The 21,569-nt window shown below is 65.3% G+C and carries 17 protein-coding genes and 1 pseudogene; 5 read left to right on the top strand and 13 right to left on the bottom strand.

Annotated elements, in window-relative coordinates; genetic code table 11:
- Nucleotides 1-5: 5 nt before the first annotated feature.
- Entirely contained in the window at nt 6-596 is a 591-nt protein-coding gene (locus DM995_RS00660) for a DUF4893 domain-containing protein (protein ID WP_157973025.1), read from the bottom strand.
- Nucleotides 597-618: 22 nt separating this feature from the next.
- Nucleotides 619-1,773 carry a patatin-like phospholipase family protein gene (locus tag DM995_RS00655; RefSeq protein ID WP_116968164.1) on the bottom strand — a complete coding sequence of 385 codons (1,155 nt, stop codon included), beginning with the start codon at nt 1,771-1,773 and terminating at the stop codon, nt 619-621.
- Nucleotides 1,774-1,915: 142 nt separating this feature from the next.
- Here DM995_RS00655 and ypfJ point away from each other — a divergent pair, with 142 nt between their 5' ends.
- The 3 genes from ypfJ (at nt 1,916) to DM995_RS00640 (ending at nt 4,713) form a co-directional block, all read left to right on the top strand.
- Complete coding sequence (ypfJ, locus tag DM995_RS00650) at nt 1,916-2,794, top strand: KPN_02809 family neutral zinc metallopeptidase (protein ID WP_116968163.1); 879 nt, start codon at nt 1,916-1,918, stop codon at nt 2,792-2,794.
- A gap of 98 nt (nt 2,795-2,892) precedes the next feature.
- A complete protein-coding gene (locus DM995_RS00645) occupies nt 2,893-3,420 on the top strand; it encodes a hypothetical protein (protein WP_157973024.1) in 528 nt (175 codons plus the stop codon).
- A gap of 126 nt (nt 3,421-3,546) precedes the next feature.
- Entirely contained in the window at nt 3,547-4,713 is a 1,167-nt protein-coding gene (locus DM995_RS00640; RefSeq protein ID WP_116968161.1) for an alpha-hydroxy acid oxidase, read from the top strand.
- On the opposite strand, the gene DM995_RS00635 is transcribed toward DM995_RS00640, so the two are convergent.
- From DM995_RS00635 to DM995_RS00595, 9 genes and pseudogenes are all read right to left on the bottom strand, one after another.
- Nucleotides 4,714-5,337 (bottom strand): GspH/FimT family pseudopilin, encoded by a 624-nt coding sequence (locus tag DM995_RS00635; protein ID WP_353653339.1) that lies wholly within the window; start codon nt 5,335-5,337, stop codon nt 4,714-4,716.
- Nucleotides 5,338-5,432: 95 nt separating this feature from the next.
- Entirely contained in the window at nt 5,433-5,957 is a 525-nt protein-coding gene (gene gspG, locus DM995_RS00630; protein ID WP_286164955.1) for a type II secretion system major pseudopilin GspG, read from the bottom strand.
- A 20-nt stretch (nt 5,958-5,977) separates the two neighbouring features.
- Entirely contained in the window at nt 5,978-7,186 is a 1,209-nt protein-coding gene (gspF, locus tag DM995_RS00625; RefSeq protein WP_116968160.1) for a type II secretion system inner membrane protein GspF, read from the bottom strand.
- Nucleotides 7,179-8,626 (bottom strand): annotated as a pseudogene (locus tag DM995_RS00620) (GspE/PulE family protein). The gene gspF and the pseudogene DM995_RS00620 overlap by 8 nt, the downstream one beginning before the upstream one ends.
- A 92-nt stretch (nt 8,627-8,718) precedes the next feature.
- A complete protein-coding gene (gspD, locus tag DM995_RS00615; protein WP_232823957.1) occupies nt 8,719-10,947 on the bottom strand; it encodes a type II secretion system secretin GspD in 2,229 nt (742 codons plus the stop codon).
- Nucleotides 10,944-11,852, bottom strand: a complete 909-nt coding sequence (locus DM995_RS00610) for a type II secretion system protein N (RefSeq protein ID WP_232823956.1) — start codon at nt 11,850-11,852, stop codon at nt 10,944-10,946. The genes gspD and DM995_RS00610 overlap by 4 nt, the downstream gene beginning before the upstream one ends.
- Nucleotides 11,853-12,038: 186 nt before the next feature.
- A complete protein-coding gene (locus tag DM995_RS00605) occupies nt 12,039-14,753 on the bottom strand; it encodes a TonB-dependent receptor domain-containing protein (protein WP_116968159.1) in 2,715 nt (904 codons plus the stop codon).
- A gap of 76 nt (nt 14,754-14,829) precedes the next feature.
- On the bottom strand, nt 14,830-16,131 hold the full coding sequence (locus DM995_RS00600) for a beta-helix domain-containing protein (protein ID WP_116968158.1): 1,302 nt from the start codon (nt 16,129-16,131) through the stop codon (nt 14,830-14,832).
- Between the two features lie 498 nt (nt 16,132-16,629).
- A complete protein-coding gene (locus DM995_RS00595) occupies nt 16,630-17,040 on the bottom strand; it encodes a tetratricopeptide repeat protein (protein ID WP_023839067.1) in 411 nt (136 codons plus the stop codon).
- A 207-nt stretch (nt 17,041-17,247) separates the two neighbouring features.
- On the opposite strand from DM995_RS00595, the gene DM995_RS00590 reads away from it, so the two are divergent.
- Both DM995_RS00590 and DM995_RS00585 read left to right on the top strand, forming a co-directional pair.
- Entirely contained in the window at nt 17,248-18,651 is a 1,404-nt protein-coding gene (locus DM995_RS00590) for an alkaline phosphatase D family protein (RefSeq protein WP_116968157.1), read from the top strand.
- 118 nt (nt 18,652-18,769) lie between these two features.
- Complete coding sequence (locus DM995_RS00585; protein WP_116968156.1) at nt 18,770-20,968, top strand: M13 family metallopeptidase; 2,199 nt, start codon at nt 18,770-18,772, stop codon at nt 20,966-20,968.
- Between the two features lie 73 nt (nt 20,969-21,041).
- Here the strand turns inward: DM995_RS00585 and DM995_RS00580 are convergent, their stop codons facing one another.
- Entirely contained in the window at nt 21,042-21,356 is a 315-nt protein-coding gene (locus tag DM995_RS00580) for an HPF/RaiA family ribosome-associated protein (RefSeq protein WP_116968155.1), read from the bottom strand.
- Between the two features lie 3 nt (nt 21,357-21,359).
- Nucleotides 21,360-21,569: hypothetical protein (locus tag DM995_RS00575; protein WP_116968154.1), on the bottom strand; the 210-nt coding region annotated here is incomplete at its 5' end.

Below are 21,569 nucleotides of genomic sequence, written 5' to 3'. Positions count from 1 at the left end.
CCCGGTTACCGCATCGGCCGCAGATCGATGATGTCCATCGTCGATTCGTAATAGGGTCGCGGGAAGACGATCCGCCAGCGATCCTTTCCGATCCGCTCGACCGTACCGGCAAGATCGCGCTCCTTGTCCTGGCCATAGGGCACCAGACCCTCGTCATCGCCGAGCATCAGCGACCCCAGGAACACCCCGCTGCGCCGCGTATCCGCATGGATATAGCCCACCGGCCGCTGCGATCCGGTAAGCTTGACGAACTGCCGCTTGTCGCCGGTGCCGTAGATGGCGCAAATGAAGTCCGGATAGGCGATAAAGCTGAGAAACTGCCCACCCAGCTTGTGCGTGGCGCAAAGATATCTGCCCTCGGGCGGCAACGGATCGTCGAGCCGCCGGTCGGGATCGTAGAGCAGCGCATTCTTCGCCAGTTCGCCCGCATATTCGGACGCGCGCACTTCCCGGAGCGCGGCGGCAAAGGTCGCATCGCGCTGCTTCAGCCGTTCGGCATCGGCGGGGGTCGCGACATCCTGCCAGCGTTCGGCCAGCGCCGCGCCGCCTGCCGACAGCAGCGCCATTCCCACCAGTGCCTTCCAACCTGACAGCATCAAGCCTCTCCCGATCCGGCGCTCATTTGTGCGGCGCAAGGTCGAACGCGGCGGTCTTTCCGTCCAGAATGTTCTGCGCCAGGATATCGCCCTTCTGCATCGTCGCGCGCACCGCGTCTATGCCCTGCTGCCAGTGCACCTCCATGGTCGCGCGCGAGAATTCGAAATCGCGCATCCCGCTTTCCCATTTCTGCACCTTGTAGATCAGGTGAACGATGTTGACCGCGTTGTCGTTCACCAGCGCGCGCATCCGCTGCACGTCGGGCTGCGAGCACATGTCGGACGGCAGCATCGAGAGCACGTTGCGCAGCGCCGCATGCTCCTTGCGCAGCTTCAGATAATAGTCGGTCACCTGGCGGGTGCGGCTGGAATAGCGGATGTCCTTTTCGCGGCTCATTACATCGGCGAACTTGGTTGGCACCTCGCCGCGCGCCGGGAAGAGATCGACTTGGAAGGCAAGCATGTCGCTGGTCTGGTTGTCGAGCACATAGGCCAGCGGCGTGTTGCTGACGAGGCCGCCATCCCAGTAATATTTGCCGTTGATTTCGATCGGCGGAAAGCCTGGCGGCAGCGCGCCCGAGGCGAGCACATGCCGTGCGTCGATGGTCTGCGGTCCCTGCGGATCGCGCGTGTCGAAATAATAGAAATTGCCCGATTCGACGTTCACCGCGCCGACCGACAGGCGCACCGGGCCGTGGTTGAGCCGGTCCCAGTCGACGAACCGGTCGAGCGTCTTGGCCATCTCGCTGGTATCGTACATGCTCACAGCGGCGGGAGTGCCCGGCCAGGCGAAGGGCGCGGGGATCAGGTGCGGCCGGAAGAATCCGGGCACGCCGACTGTCGCGGCCATGGTCGCACCCGCGAAATGGTTGATCTCGCGCAGCGCGTCGCTGTCGCCCCAGACGAAATCGGGCGCGCCCGAGGTGACCAGTTCCCAGAACTCGCGCAGCCGCTGGCAGGCGACATGCGGCTCGTTGCCCGCGATGATCGCCGAGTTGATCGCGCCGATCGAGATGCCCGCCACCCAGTCGATCCGCACATTCTGGCGAATGAGCTCGCTGAACACGCCCGCCTGATAGGAACCGAGCGCCCCGCCGCCCTGCAACAGCAGAGCCACGGTTGGCGGTAGCGGCACGGCAGCCGATTGCAGGTCCATCTCTTCGAGCGATGCGGGCATTCAAGTTTCTCCAGGGACATGGGCGCAGCGCGTTCATGCCGCACTGCACAATAGACCAGTTCGCGCAAAAATCGATGGTGCTAAATCGCACCTTCCGGTGTTACTGTTCGAAGCCAAACCGCAAAAGGGAACAGCGCCGGTCATGAAGCTCGACGATTATCGCACCAGCGACAATATTTCCGACCAGCGCGGCGGTGGCGGAGGTGGCGGTTTCAACCTGCCGATCGGCGGCGGCAAGATGGGGATCGGCACGGTCATCATCCTCGGTATCGCGGCGCTCGTCTTCGGCATCAATCCGATGGACCTGATGCAGGGCGGTGGTCTGCCCGGCGGCGCGCCGGTGGCGACGCAACAGGGCGGCCAGAATGCCGCGCAAAGCTGCGCAGTCGACGAGAAGAGCAAGTTCAGCTGCCAGGTGCTCGCCAGCACCGAGGACACCTGGGGCGCGATCTTCCGCGAACGGGGTCAGCAATACCAGCCCGCCACGCTGACCTTCTATGACCGCAACGGCCGCTCGGGCTGCGGCGCGGCGCAGAGCGCGATGGGACCGTTCTATTGCCCGGCGGACAATGGCATCTACCTCGACACCAGCTTTTTCGACGAGCTCGCCACGCGCTTCCAGGCGGCGGGAGATTTCGCGCAGGCCTATGTCATCGCGCACGAGGTCGGCCATCATATCCAGACGATTACCGGCCGTTCGAACGAGGTGCGCCGCGCGCAACAGGCTGCGAGCGAGGCTGACGGCAACGAGCTTCAGGTGCGCATGGAGCTCGAGGCGGATTGCTATGCCGGGGTCTGGGCGGCGCGCAACCGCGATCGCATCGAGCCGGGCGATATCGAGGAAGGGCTGACCGCCGCCAATGCGATCGGCGACGATACGCTGCAAAAGGCAGCGGGACGCAGACCGGTTCCGGAGAGCTTCACGCACGGCACCTCGGCGCAGCGCATGGCCTGGCTCAAGAAGGGCTTGACCAGCGGCGATCCGGCGCAGTGCGACACGTTCAGCGCGGCACGCCTGTAAGGCAGAGGGTTGCGGCTTGGGCGCAGCCTTTGCCCGGATGGTGCGTATGCGCTTGCAACAGGTACCCTGACCGGGTGCCGAACCACAGGGGAAGACTTATGCGCCGCACCGTTACCGCTTTTGCCACTCTGGCCGTGATGGCCTCTGCCCTGCCCGCCGCCGCCCAGAACCAGGCGGCTGACAAGCCCAGGACAACCGAAAAGATGGCCGAGGATGTCGTCACCCAACCGGCGCAGGATGTCGGGATCGACAAGAAGGACATTCCGGAAAACCTGCTGCGCATCCAGGACAAGCCCTATTCGCTCGTCGGCATCAAGACCTGCGCGCAGATCCGCAGCGCGATCGGCGACATGGACGCGGTGCTGGGCGAGGATCTCGACGTGGTCAACGAGGCGAGCCGCGACGAGAAGCGCAAGCAGACCGCAGGCCGGGTCGGCGGCATCATCGTCAATTCGATCATCCCGTTTCGCGGCGTGATTCGCGAGATTTCGGGCGCAGCGGCGCAGGAGCGCCGTTATAATGCCGCCGTCTATGCCGGCGTCGTGCGGCGCAGCTTCCTGAAGGGCGTCGGCCTGCAGCGCGGCTGCAAATACCCCTCGGCACCCGAGCCGGCCGCAGTGAAATAAACTCAGCCCTTGATGAAATGCCGTTCTCCGGCGAAAGCCGGAGTCGAGGAGCGGGGTGGCACCAAGCCGCCTTTCCGGATTCCGGCTGTCGCGGGAAGGCGGCAATGACATCAGGGTGGGCACAACATGCGACGTTTTCCGGTGCGGCGGCTGGGCGATTGCCACACGGTCGATGATTTCCGCGAACTCGCGCGCAGGAAGCTGCCCTACCCGGTGTTCCACTATATCGACGGCGCTGCCGATGACGAGGTGACCCGCAACCGCAATACCCGGGCTTACGAGGACTGCGATCTCGTCCCCAATGTGCTCGCGGGGGTTGCAGATATCGACATGTCGACCACCCTGATGGGCAGGCGGATCGACATGCCACTGTTCCTCTCCCCCACCGCGCTGCAGCGCCTGTTCCACTGGCGCGGCGAGAAGGCGGTGGGTGCGGCGGCCGAGAAATTCGGCACCTTTTTCGGGATATCCTCGCTGGCCACCGTCAGCCTTGCGGAGATCGGCGAGAGCATATCGAGCCCCAAGCTGTTCCAGCTCTATGTCCACAAGGACAAGGGGCTGAACGCCGCGCTGATCCAGGCGGCGAAGGATGCCAAGTTCGATGCGCTGGCGCTGACCGTGGACACGATCGTCTCGGGCAAGCGCGAGCGCTGCCTGCACACCGGCTTCACCTCGCCGCCACGGCTGACGCCCTCCTCGGCGATCAGCTTCGCGACGCATCCGGGCTGGACGCTCAATTATCTGGGGCGTGAGCGCTTTTCGTTGCCCAATCTGGAAAGCCATGTCGCCGCCGGGACCGAGGCCGCGATCTCGGTCGCCGACTATTTCAACACGATGCTCGACCAGACCATGGACTGGACAATGGCCGAGCAGATCCGCGCGGAATGGGGCGGCCCCTTCTGCCTGAAGGGTGTGATGAGCGTCGAGGATGCGCGCCGCGCGGTCGATATCGGCGCGACCGCGATCATGGTTTCCAACCATGGCGGGCGCCAGCTCGACGGCAGCCGGGCGCCCTTCGACCAGCTCGCCGAGATCGTCGATGCGGTCGGCGACCGGATCGAGGTGATCTGCGACGGCGGCATCACGCGCGGCACGCATGTGCTGAAGGCGCTGAGCGTTGGCGCGAAGGCCTGTTCGGGCGGGCGGCTGTACCTCTATGCGCTCGCCGCCGGCGGGCAACGCGGGGTCGAGCGGACGCTCGCCAATCTGCGCGGCGAGATCGAACGCGGCATGAAGCTGATGGGTGTTACGAGGCTCGACCAGCTCGGTCGGGGCAATCTGCGCTGGCGGTGACTATTTGGGGCGGCCGACCTCGCCGGTCGCGCTGATGACGATGCGGTCGCTGTTGGCCCCGCGCGCCAGCACCACGGTGACGGGCGTATTGGGGAGGCCGGTCGCATCGAACCAGAAGCGCGCGCGGCCCTGGTCCTCGGGCTTCTGTTCGCCTTCACGCGCGTCGCCCTCGATCCGCGCGATCGTGCCCGGCTTCCAGTCCTGATTGGGCAGGGTGCGCGCATCGAGCGGCACCCAGGCGCGATCCTGGCGCGCATCGAAGCCATAGCCCGACGGCGCGATCCACACCGCGATCGGGCGCGCGCTCACCACCGCCTCGTCGCGCGCCGCCGCGACGCGCGCGGCGAACCGGTCGGCATCCTCGGACAGCGCGGCGCTATCCCCCGGCAGCGCCAGCACCACCGCGCCCGCGACCAGGCCGATGATGAACAGCACGATGAGCAGTTCGATCAGGGTGAAGCCCTGCTCGCCCTCACCCTTCCCACGCCGCTCCGCGTCGCGGGCCCCTTCCCTCTCCCGGCGGGAGAGGGAGGGAGGCGCGACGCGCCGAAAGGGTGAGGGTGACAACGCGATCAACCCCTCTCCGTCATTCCCGCGAAAGCGGGAATCCCGCTTTGCTGACACCGGTCGCGATACAAGCGGGACCCCCGCGTGCGCGGGGGTGACGAGGGAAACAGGCGGTGGCCTATCCACGTGCCCGTTGCCGTTTCAAAAACAGATCACGCCCCATCAGCCGTGATGTCCGCATTCTCGGCCTCGCCGCCCGGTGCGCCGTCTGCGCCCAGCGAATAGAGATCGAATGCGCCGGTCGTGCCGGGGCTGACATATTGATACGGGCGGCCCCAGGGGTCCTGTGGCAGCTTCTTGATATAGCCGCCGCTGCGATAGCGGCCCGGCTGCGCGAGCGTCGGCGGCGCGGTGACCAGCGCGTTCAGCCCCTCCGCCGTGCCCGGATAGGCCAGATTGTCAAGCCGGTACATTTCGAGCGCCTGAGAGAGCGTCGCGATGTCGCTGCGCGCCTTTTCGGTCATCGCCTTGTCCTGGCTGGGCAGCACGTTGATGACGACGATGGTAGCCAACAGCCCGATGATGAAGATCACCACCATCAGTTCGACCAGCGTGAAGCCCCGTTCGCCCTTGCGCGAACGTGCCCCGGCGAACGCCGGGGCCCAGAGCCCCAGGCGCGGTGCCAGCCGCTCTGGATTCCGGCTTTCGCCGGAAAACGGTCTGGATTTGAACAGCATATTCAACATGGGGTCTTCCTCTAGAGTCCGGTCAGGTTCTGAAGCTGCAGGATCGGCAGCAGGATCGACAGGATGATCAGCGCGACCGCCCCGCCCATCACCACGATGATCGCCGGCTCGAGCAGCGCCATCGCGGTGGTCGTGAAATTGCGGAACTCGCGCTCCAGATAATCGGCGGCGCGCTCGAGCATGATGTCGAGCTGGCCCGCGCTCTCGCCGCTGGCGACGAGATAGACGAGCAGCGGCGGGAACGTGCCCGCATTGCGCAGCGCGGCAGACAGCGAGCCGCCCGAGCGGATCGCCTCCACCGCCTCTTCCAGCGCCTCGCGCAATACGCTGTTGCGCACGGTGCGCGTGGTGAGCTTCATCCCCTCGAGCAGCGGCAAGCGGCTCTGCACCATCGTCGCGAGCGTCCGCGCCAGCCGCGCCGCGTTCATGTCGCGGATCAGCCGGCCAATGAACGGCAGTCTCAAGAGCAGCGTGTCCACGCGATACTTGAACGCGGGCACCTTCATCGCGCGCCAGAAGGCGACCCCTGCGAGCAGCATCGCCGTCAGGATGGCCCACCACCAGTCGGCAAGGAAGGCCGAAATGCCGATGACGATGCGCGTGATCAGCGGCAGCTGGGTCTGGGCATTGTCGAACTGTTCGACCACGCGCGGCACCACCGAGATCATCAGCCCCGCGACTACGCCCAGCGCCACCAGTGCCAGGATGATCGGATAGGCGAGCGCGGAGATGAGCTTGCCGCGCACCTCGGCCTGCTGTTCGAGCAGCATCGCCAGCCGCTCGGTGATCACCGGCAGCGAGCCCGAGCTTTCGCCCGCGCTGATCATCGCGCGATAGAGCGGCGGGAAGCTGCGCGGCTCGCGCGCCATCGCCTCGGCGAGCGACTGGCCCTCCATCACCCCGCCGTGCACGTTGATCAGCACCGCGCGCGCGTTCGCCTTCTCGGTCTGGCGGCTGATCGTGCGCAGCGCCTCTTCGAGCGGGCTGACCGACATCAGCGACGACATCTGCCGGGTGAACAGCGTGAGCTGCTTCGGGCTCAATCGCGCGGTGGCATCACGCGACAGCAGCGGCTTGCGCGGCGGCGCGGGCGCGACGCTGACGATATGGAAAGACTTGCGGATGAGCGCGGCGCGCGCCTGCGCGTCGGACGCGGCGGAAATGCGCCCTTCCCGCTCGCGCCCGGCCGCATCGATCACCCGATAGGCAAAATCAGCCATCGATCGTTTCGGGCGGAACCGGCTCGGCCTCGCGCCGGGAAATGCGGATCGCCTCTTCCGCCGTGGTCTGGCCGGTGCGCACCAGCTCGCGCGCGGCGGAGCCGAGATTCGGCGCGTTGAGGAAGGCGTGCCGCGCGATGATCGCCTCGTCGCCATTGTCGTTGATCAGGCGGCGAATGGTCTCATCAACCCGCACCGCCTCGAACACGCCGGACGATAGACCACGGTGCCCTTGTCGAAGCCGAGCAGCGAGGCGAGCGAGCCATCGGCCTGCACCGGCTCGCGGCAATCGGGGCACAGCCGCCGCACCAGCCGCTGCGCGACGACGGCCCGGAGGGTCGAGGCGAGCAGGAACGGCTCGATCTTCATGTCGCGCATGCGGGTGATGGCGCCGATCGCGTCGTTGGTGTGCACGGTCGAGAGCACCAGATGCCCGGTGAGCGACGCCTGGACCGCGATCTCCGCCGTCTCGTGGTCGCGGATTTCGCCGATCATCACCACGTCGGGGTCCTGACGCAGGATCGCGCGCAGGCCCGCCGCGAAGGTCAGCCCGACCTTGGCGTTGACCTGGGTCTGGCCGACACCCTCGATGGCATATTCGACCGGGTCCTCGACCGTCAGCATGTTGCGCGAACCATCGTTCAATTGCTTGAGGCACGAATAGAGCGTGGTCGTCTTGCCCGATCCGGTGGGGCCGGTGACCAGGATGATGCCATTGGGCTCGGCCAGCGCCTCGGCCAGGATCTTGTGGGTGCGCGGGCTCATGCCCAGCAGCCCCAGATCCATATTGGCATTTTCCTTGTCGAGCAGGCGCAGCACCACGCGCTCGCCCGCTCGGCTGGGCAGCGTCGAGACGCGCACGTCGAGCAGCTTGCCGCCGATGGTCAGGCCGATGCGCCCGTCCTGCGGTACGCGGCGCTCGGCAATGTCGAGCCGCGCCATCACCTTGATGCGGCTGACGATCACCGGCGCGACATTGGGCGGCATGCGCAGCTTTTCCTGCAGCACGCCGTCCATGCGCATGCGGATGACGAGGCCAGTCTCGTACGGCTCGATATGGATGTCCGACACGCCCTGGCGCGCGGCCTCGGCAATCACGCCGTTGATCAGCCGGATCGCGGGCGCATCGTCGGCGCTGTCGAGCAGATCTTCGGCGCTGGGCAGATCGCTCGCCAGCAATTCGAGATCGCCGCCATCGATGTTGAGCGAACTCGCCATCGCCGCGGCATTGCCATCGACCGCATAATGATCGGACAGATAGCGTTCGAACTGCGCCACCGGGGCCAGTTCGACATCGAACGGCATCGCGAGATAGCGCCGCACCTCGAGCAGAGCGACCGGGTCCGCGCCCTCGCGCAGCGCGACCTTCAGCCGCCCATCGATCTCGCCCAGCATCACCACGCCATTGTCGCGGGCAAAGCCATAGGGGATATCGAGCATCACGCGGGTGAGCGTGCGTTCGACATCGGCGACCTGCGCGGCATCAGCGGCGCTGTCCACCACCTCGTCCGGCGCATCGCCCTTGCGGATGATCATGGCTGGCCTCCGGTTGGCGGGAGTTCCTGCTGCGGCTGCTGCGCGGGCTGGTTACCCACACTGTCCAGCCGCTGCGCGGGCTGGCTGGGCGGCAGCGTCGTGCTGTCGATCGGCGCGGTGCTGGGCATGGCGCGCGGCACGATCACCTGATCGTTCGGCCCCGGCGGCGGCGCGACGGGGACGTTCGCACCCAGATATTCGAGCACGATCTTGTCCAGCGACGGCTCGGCCTTGGGGTCGAACTCGATCTGCGCGGCGCGGACATAATTGTAGCGGCGCGCGGCGATCGCCTGGGCATCGGCAGCCGTGCGCAGGATCGTCGGGCGGATGAACACCATCAGATTGGTCTTGGTCCGCTCCTTGCCGCGCGACTTGAACAGCTCGCCCAGCAGCGGAATGTCGCCGAGCAGCGGGATCTTCTGGATCGTGCGCCGCTCGTTGTCGTCGAGCAGCCCGCCCAGCGCGATGATCTCGCGGTCCTTGACCGTGACCGTGGTCTTGACCTCGCGCTTGTTGATGATCAGCTCGTTGAAATCGTCGCTGACCGGACCGACGATCGAGCTGACCTCCTGCCGGATGTCGAGCTTGACCTGATTGCCCGCGTTGATCTGCGGCTTCACCTCCAGCTCGATACCGACATTCTGACGCTGGATGGTGCGGAAGGCATTGTCGAAATTGTTCGACAGCGCCTCGCCAGTGCTGATCGGGATTTCCTGACCGAACAGGATCGATCCCTTCACATTGTCGTTCACGGTGAGCGACGGCGTCGACAGGATGTTCGACTCGCTGTCTTCCTGCACCGCGTTGATGATCGCGCCGAGCACGCGGTTGTTGCCGATATCCGCGGCAAAACCCGAATAGCCGCCACGAGCGCCGAGGATGCTCTGCGCCGCATTCTGGCGTAGGAAATTGCCCACCGCGCTGTTGTTGCTGGTGGTGACGGTGTTGCCGTTGATGACCGTGGTGGTCTCGTCAAGCTCGTCGGCGAGCAGCCCGCCCGCGATATCGAGAATATTGGGCGAGACGTTGGAGAAAGGCGTCACCAGGAACGGGATGTCCTTGCCGCCGATGAGGAACTGGACGCCCAGCTCGCGCGCGACGCGGTCCGAAATCTCGACGATGATCGCCTCGACCAGCACCTGTTCCTGGCGGATATCGAGCTGGCGCACCAGTTCGGCGAGCGAGCGCTGGACATCGACTGGGGCGGAGATGATCACCGCGTTCGCGCCCTCATAGCGCGTGATGATCGCCTGGCCGCGCCCGTTGGACAGCGCGACCGCGCCGCCCACCGCCGCTGCGGGAGCGGGCGCCGCGCCATTGGCGGACGGTGCCGCCGCTGGCGTAGCGGACATCGGCGTCACCGCGCCGCCGCCCTGCGCGCCGACCATCATCTGCAGCACCGGCACCAGCTGTTCGGCATCGGCATAATCGAGCCAGATCACGCGGATCTCGCTGCCGTTCGCCGCGCGCGCGTCCAGCTCCTTGGCGATGGCGGTCAGCCGCGCGACCGTTGGCGCATCGCCGCGCAGCGCGACCGAATTGCTCGAGTCCACCGCGACCACCGACACCAGCGGTGCGCCGCCGCCACCGCCCTCGCCGCCGCCGCCCGGCGCGGGGGCGAGCTGCTGCAGCGTCATCGCGATCTCGCGCGCACCGGCATGGCTGAGCGTGATCACCTGCGTGGTCGCATTGTCGCGGTCGATCTGGGCGATCAGCGCGCGGATGCGGCGGATATTGTCGGCATAATCGGCGACGACCAGGCTGTTGCCGCTGCGATTGGCGGTGATCGATCCCTCGCGGCTGACCAGCGGACGCAGCGTCTCGACCGCCGTGGTCGCATCGATCGCGCGCAGGCGGAAGACCTCGGTGACGAACTCGTTCTGCGCGCCGCGACTGCCCACCCGGCCCGGCGACGAGGCCGCGCCATCGGTCGGCTGGATGCGATAGGCACCGTTCGCGGTCGGCACCGCGATAAGCCCGTTGGCGCGCAGCGTGGAAAGGAACACCTCGAAATATTCGCTGCGGCTCAAGGGCCGGTCGGTGACCACCGACACCTTGCCCTGCACCCGCCCGTCGATGATGAAGGTGCGGCCGGTGACCTGCGCGGCGTCCTCGATGAACGCGCGCACATCGGCGTCGCGCACGTTGAGGCTGTGCTGCGCCGCGGCGGGCTGGGCGAAGACGAGGGCGACGCCCAGCGCGAAAAGGGAGATGTGTTTTTTCATTGGTCCGGAATGATGATCGCGATGGGAAGGGTTTCGGTGCCGCGCTCGACCTGCAGCGACAGGCGCGCGCCGGGCTTGAGCTGGCCAGTCAGCGCGGCGGCATCGGAGGCGGAAGAGACCTTGCGGCCGTTGATCTCGACGACGATGTCGCCGGCGCGGAAGCCCGCCTGGGCAAAGACGGCACCATCGCCCTTGGGGGTCACGGCAAAGCCCGTGGCGCGGCCATTCTCGATGCGCGGGGCAAAGCCGATACCGGCGGCGATCGCTTCCGCATTGAGCGGGCCGGGCGCCTGAACCACCGGCGGCGGCGTGGCACCGGCGGCAGGAGCGGCGGTCATCGGCGCATCGCCGACGGTCTCGGCTGGCACCGACTGGTCGAGGAAAAGGCTTTCGCGGGTACCGCCGCGTTCGAGCACGACATGATCGAACAGCACCTGCACCAGCTTGACGCCGGGCGAGACCTCTTCGCCCACCGCATAGCTGCGCTGCACGCCATCCGAACCCGCGATGATCGCGCTGCCGCCGCCCGAGGCTTCGTTCATGCGCAGGCCGTAGAGCGTCAGATCGAGCGAGGTGACCGCCGCGCTCGCCTCGCCGCCCCCGGCAGCGGCGCGATCGAAGCCGTCGAAGCTCGCGAACAGCGCGGCGCGTGCGGCAGGTGACATGACATTGGCGGCGCGCGCCTGCCAGTCGCCCAGCGGGGCGATGGGTGTGACGATGGTCCAGACCAGCCTTGCCACCTGGACGATCAGCGCCAGCACGAGCAGCGCGCGCAGCCAGCCATAAAGACCCTGCGGAAGAAATCTGGTCCAGCCGCTCTGCTGCCCCTGGAACCGCGCGAGACGGAAACGGGACAGCGAAGCACTGAGGCCGGTCTGCGCGCCATTCTGGGCCGCTGATGCCACGAATCACTCCCCGCTTCAGGCCGATCCCCATGGCCTCACGATGCTGCTAGGCGCAGCCCGTGACGGTTGGATTACCAGTTTGTGACAGTTATTTGAACGGAAAAGCCGCGTTGGTCGGCGTTGCACATCGCAAAAGGGGCTGGCGATGCGCCAGCCCCCTCGCCGTTCCTGGTTGGCCGGTGCGCCTCAGAACTGAAGCGACGCGCTGATCTGGAACGAACGGCCGATTTCATAGGCGTTGTTCAGGATCAGCGAGTTGTTGAGGCGCTGGAATTCGATATAGTCGGTGCTGAGCAGGTTGCGTGCCTCGAACTTGAGCTCGCCGACCTTGTTGAACAGCTTGAAGCCCTCGCGCCAGACGAAATCGAGCCGCGCTCCGGTATATTCGACCAGATCCGGCTGACCCGAAGGTCCGCGATTGGTGACTCGGTTGCCGTTCCACGACAGCAACAGAGTCTGCTGCGAGATCCGCTCGCCGGTGCTTTCGAACCCGACCTGGATGTTGGCAATGTGATCCGACTGGCCGGTCAGCGGGAAGTTGTTGCGGAAGATCGAGGTCGCAGGGACCATCCGGCCGCTCAGCGGGTCGGCAATCATGTCGCCTGCGCTGACCTTCACGTCCGACTTGGTATAGGTATAGTTGCCCGACAGCAGCAGCCGGCGCTCCTCGAAGAACTTGCCGCCCAGATCGATCAGGTCGTAATATTTCACGATCTCGATTTCGCCGCCGTACAGCGTCGCCTTGGGCGCGTTGGCGAAAGTGGTGAAGAAGGTCTCGCCCTGCGCGAAGGCGATGTTCTCGATCGGATTGTCGATATCCTTGTAGAACAGCGCCGCGGTCAGTCGCTCGTCGCGGCCGAAATAATATTCGAAACGCGTCTCGAAGTTGAGCAGCTCGCTATCGACCAGGAACTGGTTGCCGAAGAACGTGCGGTCGAATTCGAGATCGAGATATTGCTGCGGTGCCAGCTCGCGAAACTGCGGACGCGCGATGGTCTTGGAAGCCGCAATCCGCAGCTGCATATCGTCGGCAATGTTCCAGGTCAGCGTGGCAGCCGGCAGGAAATAATCGTTCTTGATCTGGGTGGGGAAGATGTTGACCCCGCCAGAGCCGAATAGGTCGATCGGCAGCACGTTCTGCTCGCCATCCTCGTAACGGACGCCCGCCTGCAGCCTTAGACCCTGGACGATCTCGGCATCGAACTGCAGATAGCCGGCATGCACCTCGAGGTCGGCGCTGTAGGCGGCGGCACCCGATGTGCCCGAGGTTTCCACCAGACGAACGTCATAGGTATAGACGTTGAAGTCGGAGAGGAGGAAATCGGGCCGCTGCTGCGACACGGCAAACGGAAGCGCACCCGCGCCGCTCAGGAAGCGGAAGTCGCGGCGGATCGAGAAGCGGTCGTTCTTGTAATAGGCATAGCCCGCCGAGAACGTCACCGGAATGCCGATATCGGTCTCATAGGCCAGATCGACATTCGCGCCATAGACGTTGTCGTCGAGATCGCTGAACGCGATGCGCGCGCCTTCGCCCGCCGATTGCAGATCGTTGACGAAATCATTGGCCGCCGGGCTGAACGTGTAGTCGAACGTCCGCTCATAGGGTGCCTCGCGCTGCGAATTGGCATAGCTGCCACGGAAGTTGAGGCGGAAGGCATCGAACTTCATCTCGCCGACGAGCTGGGTGTTGAACAGCTGGCGTTCGAACCAGTTGGTGCGGCTGCGGTTGATGAGACGCGTATCCGAGACGCGCGAGTCGAAACCCTCGCGGATCGAGGCGTCCTTCAGCGTGTCGCGGATATACAGGTTCGTGAGCTTGAACTTGTGTTCGCCGACATCGGCGGTGAGGCCCAGCAAGCCGTTGACGACAATGCGGTTCTCGGTCGTCAGAAAGCGGAAATCACGATCGGGGAGCAGGCCGTCCGCTCCATTGATCGGGACGATTCCCTGCGAGACCTGCTGGACGCCGCCGCGCGTGCGCCACGTGTTGTTGAGACCGGCAGCGCCGACGACACCGATATTCACATCGCCGACGAGAAAGTTGGTCGCGCCGCTGAGCTGGCCGGAGAAATTGACCGGAATGTTGTTGTTGCGCTGGATCAGCGTGGTGTTGGCATTGGCCAGGCTCGCGGTCAGATCGCGAATCTGCGCGGGGGTGAAATTGGCGCCGGCGCTGATGGGGTTGCCGGTGGCAAAGGCCTGGACCAGCGGCCTCGGCAGATCGCGCGCGCCATTGTCGAAACCGGTGAAATCGGTCGACGAACCGAAATAGGTATAGCCGACCTCGCCGGTGGTGATCGTGTCGCCGCCGGTGCTGAATTCGATCTTGAAGAACGGGTCGCGCGGCACCGACTTGGTGGTGAGGTTGATCGCGCCGCCCCCGAACTCGCCGGGATAATCGACCGAATAGCTCTTCTGGATGGTGGTCGAGGCGATGACGCTGGTCGGGAAGATGTCGAGCGGAACCGTGCGGCGCAGCGGATCGGGCGAGGTCAGCGGCGATCCGTTCATCAACGCGAGCGAATAGCGCTCGCCCAGGCCACGCACGAACACGAAGCGGCCGCCGACCACGCTGAGGCCGGTGACGCGCTGGAGCGACCCGGCGATGTCGCCATCGGCGGTACGGGCAATATCGGCCTCGCTCAGCACCGAAACGACTTCGGGCGTCGATTTGATCACATTGGGGATGAAGCGGCCGCGCACGACGATTTCGCTGTTGCCGCCGGCGCCGGGGCCGGAAATCTCGATATCGTCTTCCGCTGGCACGTCTTCGGCCGGCGCATCGGCAGCCGGGGTTTCGGGCTGGGGCGCAGGTGCCTCTTGCGCGAAGGCGGCAGGCGAAACCAGCGCCGAACTGACCATCAGCAATGCAGCGAATGAAAGCGGCGTGAACTTCGCCATATGTCCCTCCAGAAATTCAAAAAAGGGGCGGCGGCGTGGTGTCGCCGCCGCCCCGTAACCGGTCAGCGGTCTGCAATCAGGTGGTCGGAATGCTCGGCACCGCGGTGCAGGCCGGGGTCGAGCTGTAGAGACCGCAAGTCCAGCCCTGGAAGCGGGTGTCGGCCGCATCGCGCACCGCGCCGATATACGTCACGGCGGTGTAGAACGGATTGATCGTGCCTACGGCGAAAACGGGGCGAGCTATCTCATTGGCTCCGTTGATGAAGATGCCCGAGAGCGTCGAGGTACCGTTGGTGGTGTTGTTCGAACCAGCGGTGAACAACGCCTGGATCGACGCGACGGTCACGTTGCCATCGTCGGTAAAGGCGTTGGGGCAGCTCAGGAACACCGATTCGAAACGCGGCGGGCCGGATTCGTCACCGGCAGCGCCGGAAGCCTGCATGGTCACTGCCGAGTCAACATCGAGGCACCAGCCGGGACCGGTGATGACGCTGTTGAATGCCGAAAAGTCCATGCCGCCGCGCAGCAGGATGGCGGCTTCGTCGGCCGTGGTCTGGGTCGACACGAAGGTGGCGTTCGACATCGACCATTTGGTGCGTGGCTCGGCCTGCTCGTTGCCGTTCGAATCGCCCTCGATCACATGGTTGGCGCTGGCGGTCTGGATGCCGAGCAGGAACTGGTTGAAGCCCTGATATCCCAGGTCCATGTCGAACGTGTCGTCGTCATTGCCGAGACCGACAAGGTTGCGGCCGTTGACGCGTCCGCCGAACCATTCGATGCCGTCGTCCGAGCTGTTATAGACCTGGACGTTCTGGAAGAAGGTGCCCGAACCCACGCCCGCGAGCGTGATCCCGTTCAGCTCGTTGCCCGGCTGGACTTCGAAGCCCGAATAGCGGACCTGGAAGAAGGCGATGCGGCCGCTATTGTCGCCAGGCACGGCGCCGCCATAATTGGCATTGGTGCCTTCCACGACGCCCGAACAGTCGGTGCGGGTGCCGCCCGGGTTGGTCGGCGAGCCGGTGGCGCAGTCGGACAGCGGCGCGCGGCCGAGGATCACGACACCGCCCCACAGGCCCTTCGAGTTGGCGGTTGCCACGCCGGTGATGTTGTCACGCGCGGTGAAGATGATCGGGCGGTCTGCGGTGCCTTCGGCGAACAGCTGCGAACCGCGATTGACGAGCAGGAAGTCCGCGCCCGACGATCCGAAGAAGGTCACGCCCGGCTCGACGGTCAGAACTGCCGCGGTACCGGTGCTGGCGGTGGGGCCGACATCGATGCCGACCTGGACGCGGCCCGACAGCGAGTAGACGGTGCCGGCGCGGCGCGGGATCACCAGGTTGGTGGTGATGGTGCCCGAAAGCTGACAGTTGCGGACCACGCCACCGGTTCCGGTCGTGATGGTGCCGACATTGGCGGTGCCGGGGGGGGAGTCGGTGCATTAAGCATCTTGGAATCTCCGCAAATCAGGACAGCGGACGCTGTCAGCCTTTTGAGGAACGAGCGGAGATGATCTGATCCCACCCCCTGGAACACCGTTCGGGGCGGCAGATAGGCAGGCATGATGACCCGGCGGGGCCATTTCGATGACAGAGCAGCGACAGGAATATGACTCTTTGGAGTCTTATGTGAAAATTGTGCGACAACGGCCGCCGATCAGCACCAGAACCCTTGGTTTTCGGTGCGTTAAGCGATCGGGCCGCGCCACCACCAAGCCCCGGCAAGGCATTGCCAGGTGCGCCGTCTTGCCTCACGCTACGCCATAATTGATGAACTGCGTTGCTGATGTGTCACATCGGGCCACCGCGAAAAAACAAACCCGGCCGGATGCGCTCCGGCCGGGTCGATGGCATTGGCCCCTGTCAGGAGCAGTCAGCGCTCAGCGGCTGGCATAGCCCTGGTCGAGACGGCGCAGCGCGTGCCGTGCGGCGACGCGGCTGTCCATCACCCGTCCATCGGACAGGATGACGTCAAACGACCGGTCCGCATCGATTGCGGCCTGATAATGGCTGCGCGCCAGGGCGAGATCACCCATCTTGGCATAGGCGAGGCCCATGTTGATCAACCGTGCGGGATCGCGGCGGGCGGCCGGGGAAACCTGTTTCTCTGCGGCCTGCATCTGCTCGAGCGCGACCGGATAATTGCCCTTGAGCAGCGCAGCATAGCCCAGCGCGCCCGTCTCATAGCCGATCTCGTTCGCCGCCGCCCGGTTCTGCACAGGCTGGGCAATCGCCGGAGCAGCCATACCGAGGGCGGCCAGGGCCGCGAATGTGATAACTTTGGTGTTCATGTCAGCATTCCTTTCTGTCTGTGACGAGCGAAATGCTACGCTTATGTGACAACCGTGGCAATATGAATGTCACATAAATTACGTTTTAATGTCATATTTCTGTAATTTTCTCGGCCTGGACGATTGTCACACGCCCGCAATCTCCCTTGACCAAAAGGCGCACGCGCTGTCCGATGGACGCAAACACAATGCGAGAGGGGCTTGTCCATGACCATGACGATCGATCGCCGGCTGCTGATCAAGGCCGGAACCTTCGGGCTTGCGGCGCTCTCGCTGCCCGGCGCGGCGCTCGCCTTCGCTTCGGCGCGCGGCTTCACCCATGGCGTGGCGAGCGGCGAGCCTTCCACCGATTCGGTGCTGCTGTGGACGCGCTATGTCTCGGACAATGACGCGCGTCTGACCGCGGAACTCTCCGCGACGCCCGACTTTGCCAGGGTCGTCGGCGGCGGATCGGTCACTGCGAGCGGCGCACGCGACCATATCGCCAAGCTCACAGTGCGCGACCTCAAGCCCGGCAGCTGGTATTATTACCGCTTCGTTGCTTCGGACGGCACCAAGTCGCCGATCGGCCGCACACGCACCCTGCCGCGCGGCGAGACCGGCGCGTTCAATCTCGGTGTTTTTTCCTGTTCCAACCTGCCGTTCGGCTGGTTCAACGCCTATGGCCATGCGGCCGCGCGCAAGGATATCGACCTCGCGCTGCACTTGGGCGACTATATCTACGAATATGGGCCGGACGTGTACCCGACGCGCGGCCAGGCGCTGGCCGGACGCATGGTGCAACCCGATCACGAGATGGTGACGCTCGCCGATTATCGGCTGCGCTATGCCAGCTACCGGCTCGATCCCGATCTGCAGGCGCTGCACCAGAGCGTGCCGATGATCGCGATGTGGGACGATCACGAAATCGCCAACGACGCCTGGAAGGGTGGCGCGCAGAACCACCAGGACGCGACCGAGGGCGATTATGCCACGCGCCGCCGGATCGCCGAGCAGGTCTATCGCGAATGGATGCCGGTGGCGGACCTCACCCCCGGCGACGCGCTGTGGACCAGCTACCAGATCGGCAATCTCGCCACCATCATCCGCACCGAAAGCCGCCTTTCCGGCCGCGACAAGCCCGCCGAACTGGCCGAAGCTTTTGCCGGTGGCGGCGATCTGGCCAAGGCGCTGGCGAAATTCCGCGACGAGACCTGGATGGACCCCAGCCGCCACATGCTGGGCGACGATCAGGCGCGCTGGCTGGGCGAGCAGTTCAGGGCGTCCCTCGCTGCCGATGGCAAACCGGCGGGCGTCGAGTTTGCCGGCCATTCGGTCAGTTCGCCCGGCTTCGAGAGCTATGCGCCGACGGTATCGCCCAGGGATGTCGCAGGTGCGCTGATCCGCGGAAATCCGCAGCTCAAATGGGCCGACACCAGCAGCCGCGGCTATATGACGGTGAACCTCACGCAGGAACGCGCCACCGCGAACTGGCATGCGATGCGCACCATCCGCGAACACACGCTCGACCTTGCCGGAACCGAAAGCCGCAGTGTCCTGCCCGGGCGCAAGGTGCTCGCCGAACCCGGATGGTCGCGCTGGAGTCCGTCGGACGCCGCCGCCATGGCCTGATTGCCCAAGCCGTTCGTCGATTGGAGCAAGCCGCCTGCCGAAAAGCCTGGCGGGCGGTGCAAACGCTTTCTAGGCTCCCCGCCATCACCGCCCTCCCCGCGTCTGCGGGGAGCATTTGATGATCAAGAAAATTCTGCTTGCGTCCGCCGCACTGGCGGCTCTGGCCGCGGCCCCTGCCCGCGCGCACGAGGGCGAGCCTGGCCAGGCCGATATCGACACGCTGATCGAAGCTGAAACCGCCGCCGATACCGCCACCGGCGGCAGCACCGATGCGGAAGGCATCACCACCACCGCGCGCGATTTCTGGGGCACCTGGGGTGTCGACACCACGCTGATGAACCCCGCGATCAAGCCGGGCGACGATTTCTACGCCTATGTCAACGGCAAGTGGCTCGACAGCTTCGAGATCCCCGCTGACCGGGCGCGCTATGGCGCCTTCACCCTGCTCGCCGAAAAGTCCGAGCAGCGCGTGCGCAAGATCATCGACGAGCTCGCCGCGACCAAGCCCGCGATCGACACCGGCGCGGGCAAGGTGGCCGCCTTCTACAACGCCTATCTCGACACCGCCGCGATCGACGCTGCGGGCCTGGCGCCGGCCCAGCCCTATCTCGACAGGATCAAGGCGGCGAAGACGCGCGAGGACCTCGCGAAGCTGTTCGGTACCCCCGGCTTCCGCAGCCCGGTCGCCGGCTTTGTCGACATCGATTCCAAGCAGACCGACAAGTACATCTTCCAGGTCACCCAGGCGGGTCTCGGCATGCCCGACCGCGATTATTATCTGGTCGACAGCGAAGCGAACCTCAAGGTGCGCGCCGCCTATATGCAGTATCTGACCTTCCTGATGGGCAAGGCGGGCTATGCCGACCCGACCAAGGCGGCGCAGATGGTCTATGACCTCGAAAAGGCGATCGCGACCGAGCACTGGGACCGTGCGATCGGCCGCAACCGCAACATCACCTATAACAAGCTCAGCAAGGCAGAGATGCTCGCACTGGGCAACGGCTTCCCCGTCGAGACCTTCATCAAGACCGTGGGCGTCGACGGCCAGCAGGAATTCGTCGTGCGCCAGCTCAGCCCGACGGCAGACGAAATCGCCGCCGAGAAGCTGACCCCCGAACAGGTGGCCAAGCTCGGCACCGGCATCCCCGGCCTGTTCAAGCTCGCCAACACTGCGCCGATCGAGGCCTGGCAGGCCTGGCTGGCAGCGGGCTTCCTGTCGAGCGCGGCGAGCGTGCTGCCCTCGGACATCGATGCGGCCAATTTCGCGTTCTACGGCACCGTGCTCGGCGGCCAGAAGAAGCAGCGCGAGCGCTGGCAGCGCGGCGTCGCGGCGGTCGAGGGATCGATGGGCGAGATTGTCGGCAAGATCTACGCGGACCGCTATTTCCCGGCCGAGAACAAGGCCGCGATGGACGAGCTGGTCGGCAACCTCCGCAAGGCGATGGCCGCGAACCTCAACGACATCAAGTGGATGGGCGAGGCGACCAAGGTCGAGGCGCGGCAGAAGCTGGCCAAGTTCACTCCCAAGATCGGCTATACCGAGAAGTTCGAGACCTATGACACGCTGACGATCACGCCCGGCAAGGCGCTGGACAATGCGATCGCGGCGGGCACCTGGGCCTATCGCGACAATCTGTCCAAGCTCGGCAAGCCGATCGACAAGACCGAATGGTTCATGCTGCCGCAGACGGTGAACGCCTATTATTCGCCGCCGCGCAACGAGATCGTCTTCCCCGCCGCGATCCTGCAGCCGCCCTTCTTCAATCTGTCGGCGGACCCGGCGGTGAACTATGGCGCGATCGGCGGCGTCATCGGCCATGAAATGGGCCATGGCTTCGACGATCAGGGGTCCAAGTCGGACGGCGACGGCGTGCTGCGCGACTGGTGGACCCCGGAAGATCAGGCCAATTTCAAGAAGCTGACTAGTGCGCTCGTCGCGCAGTACAGCGCCTTGTGCCCGCTCGACGACGGCAAGACGTGCGTCAACGGCGCGCTCACCCTCGGCGAGAATATCGGCGATGTCGGCGGTCTCTCGATGGCCTATCGCGCCTACAAGATCCACCTCAACGGCAAGGAAGACAAGGTGATCGACGGACTGACCGGCGACCAGCGCTTCTTCATGGCCTGGGCCCAGGTATGGCGGAACAAGTCGCGCGACGAGTATCTGCGCCAGCAGCTCAACACCGATCCGCACTCGCCGCCCAATTTCCGCGCCAACGGCACCGTCCGCAATTTCGACGAATGGTACAAGGCATTCAACGTGAAGCCGGGCGATGCGCTCTATCTGCCGCCGGAGCAGCGCATCCGCATCTGGTAAGCGCGCCGGAGCAACGGAAAAGGCCCGCTGTCATTGCCGTGACAGCGGGCCTTTCCTTTGGAACTTGCGGCGATCAGTGCGCGCGCAGCTTGCCGAAATGCGTGTCGAGCAGCGCCTGCATCTTGTCCGAGGCGTCGCGGATCGCGCTTTCGACCTGTCCCGCATTGCCCTTGACCGTGACCGGCTTGCCGCCTTCGGGCCGCGCCTCGAGTGTGCACACGATATCGTCGCTACCGCCCTTGGGGCCGTTCACGTCGGCGAGATGGACCTCGACGCGCGACAAGCGGCTCGAGAAGCGATTCAGCCGCGACTCGACGATTTGTTCCGCCTGTGCTGCCAGGGCCTCATCGCCGGTAATGCGATTGTCGGTGTTGAACTGGATATGCATCGATCAGCGTACCTTTCTCGATCGTTCGAGAACGGGGCGATGGCCCTCCGCGTCGAGCGCGCCCATCGGCGGATCGTGATCGCTCGGACCGTCGATGCGGCCCTGGCCAGCCGTGTCGGTCTGACGCTCCAGATATTCGGGATCGTCACGCTGCGCATCCTGCTGTTTCAGCTTCAGCGCCTTCTCCGCCAGGCGCACCTGATCGGGCGCGGG

The organism is Blastomonas sp. UPD001, assembly GCF_003426715.1.
Lineage (GTDB): Bacteria > Pseudomonadota > Alphaproteobacteria > Sphingomonadales > Sphingomonadaceae > Blastomonas.
Note: the sequence above shows the minus strand (reverse complement) of the source record. Positions and strands in the feature narration are given on the sequence as shown.

Excerpts from the sequence above, each read along its gene's own strand:
- DM995_RS00585 (WP_116968156.1), top strand. The coding sequence starts at position 18,770 with ATGATCAAGAAAATTCTGCTTGCGTCCGCCGCACTGGCGGCTCTGGCC.
- DM995_RS00645 (WP_157973024.1), top strand. The coding sequence starts at position 2,893 with ATGCGCCGCACCGTTACCGCTTTTGCCACTCTGGCCGTGATGGCCTCT.
- gspF (WP_116968160.1), bottom strand. The coding sequence starts at position 7,186 with ATGGCTGATTTTGCCTATCGGGTGATCGATGCGGCCGGGCGCGAGCGG.
- DM995_RS00595 (WP_023839067.1), bottom strand. The coding sequence starts at position 17,040 with ATGAACACCAAAGTTATCACATTCGCGGCCCTGGCCGCCCTCGGTATG.
- DM995_RS00590 (WP_116968157.1), top strand. The coding sequence starts at position 17,248 with ATGACCATGACGATCGATCGCCGGCTGCTGATCAAGGCCGGAACCTTC.
- DM995_RS00640 (WP_116968161.1), top strand. The coding sequence starts at position 3,547 with ATGCGACGTTTTCCGGTGCGGCGGCTGGGCGATTGCCACACGGTCGAT.
- ypfJ (WP_116968163.1), top strand. The coding sequence starts at position 1,916 with ATGAAGCTCGACGATTATCGCACCAGCGACAATATTTCCGACCAGCGC.
- DM995_RS00580 (WP_116968155.1), bottom strand. The coding sequence starts at position 21,356 with ATGCATATCCAGTTCAACACCGACAATCGCATTACCGGCGATGAGGCC.
- DM995_RS00660 (WP_157973025.1), bottom strand. The coding sequence starts at position 596 with ATGCTGTCAGGTTGGAAGGCACTGGTGGGAATGGCGCTGCTGTCGGCA.
- DM995_RS00605 (WP_116968159.1), bottom strand. The coding sequence starts at position 14,753 with ATGGCGAAGTTCACGCCGCTTTCATTCGCTGCATTGCTGATGGTCAGT.
- gspD (WP_232823957.1), bottom strand. The coding sequence starts at position 10,947 with ATGAAAAAACACATCTCCCTTTTCGCGCTGGGCGTCGCCCTCGTCTTC.
- gspG (WP_286164955.1), bottom strand. The coding sequence starts at position 5,957 with ATGCTGTTCAAATCCAGACCGTTTTCCGGCGAAAGCCGGAATCCAGAG.
- DM995_RS00655 (WP_116968164.1), bottom strand. The coding sequence starts at position 1,773 with ATGCCCGCATCGCTCGAAGAGATGGACCTGCAATCGGCTGCCGTGCCG.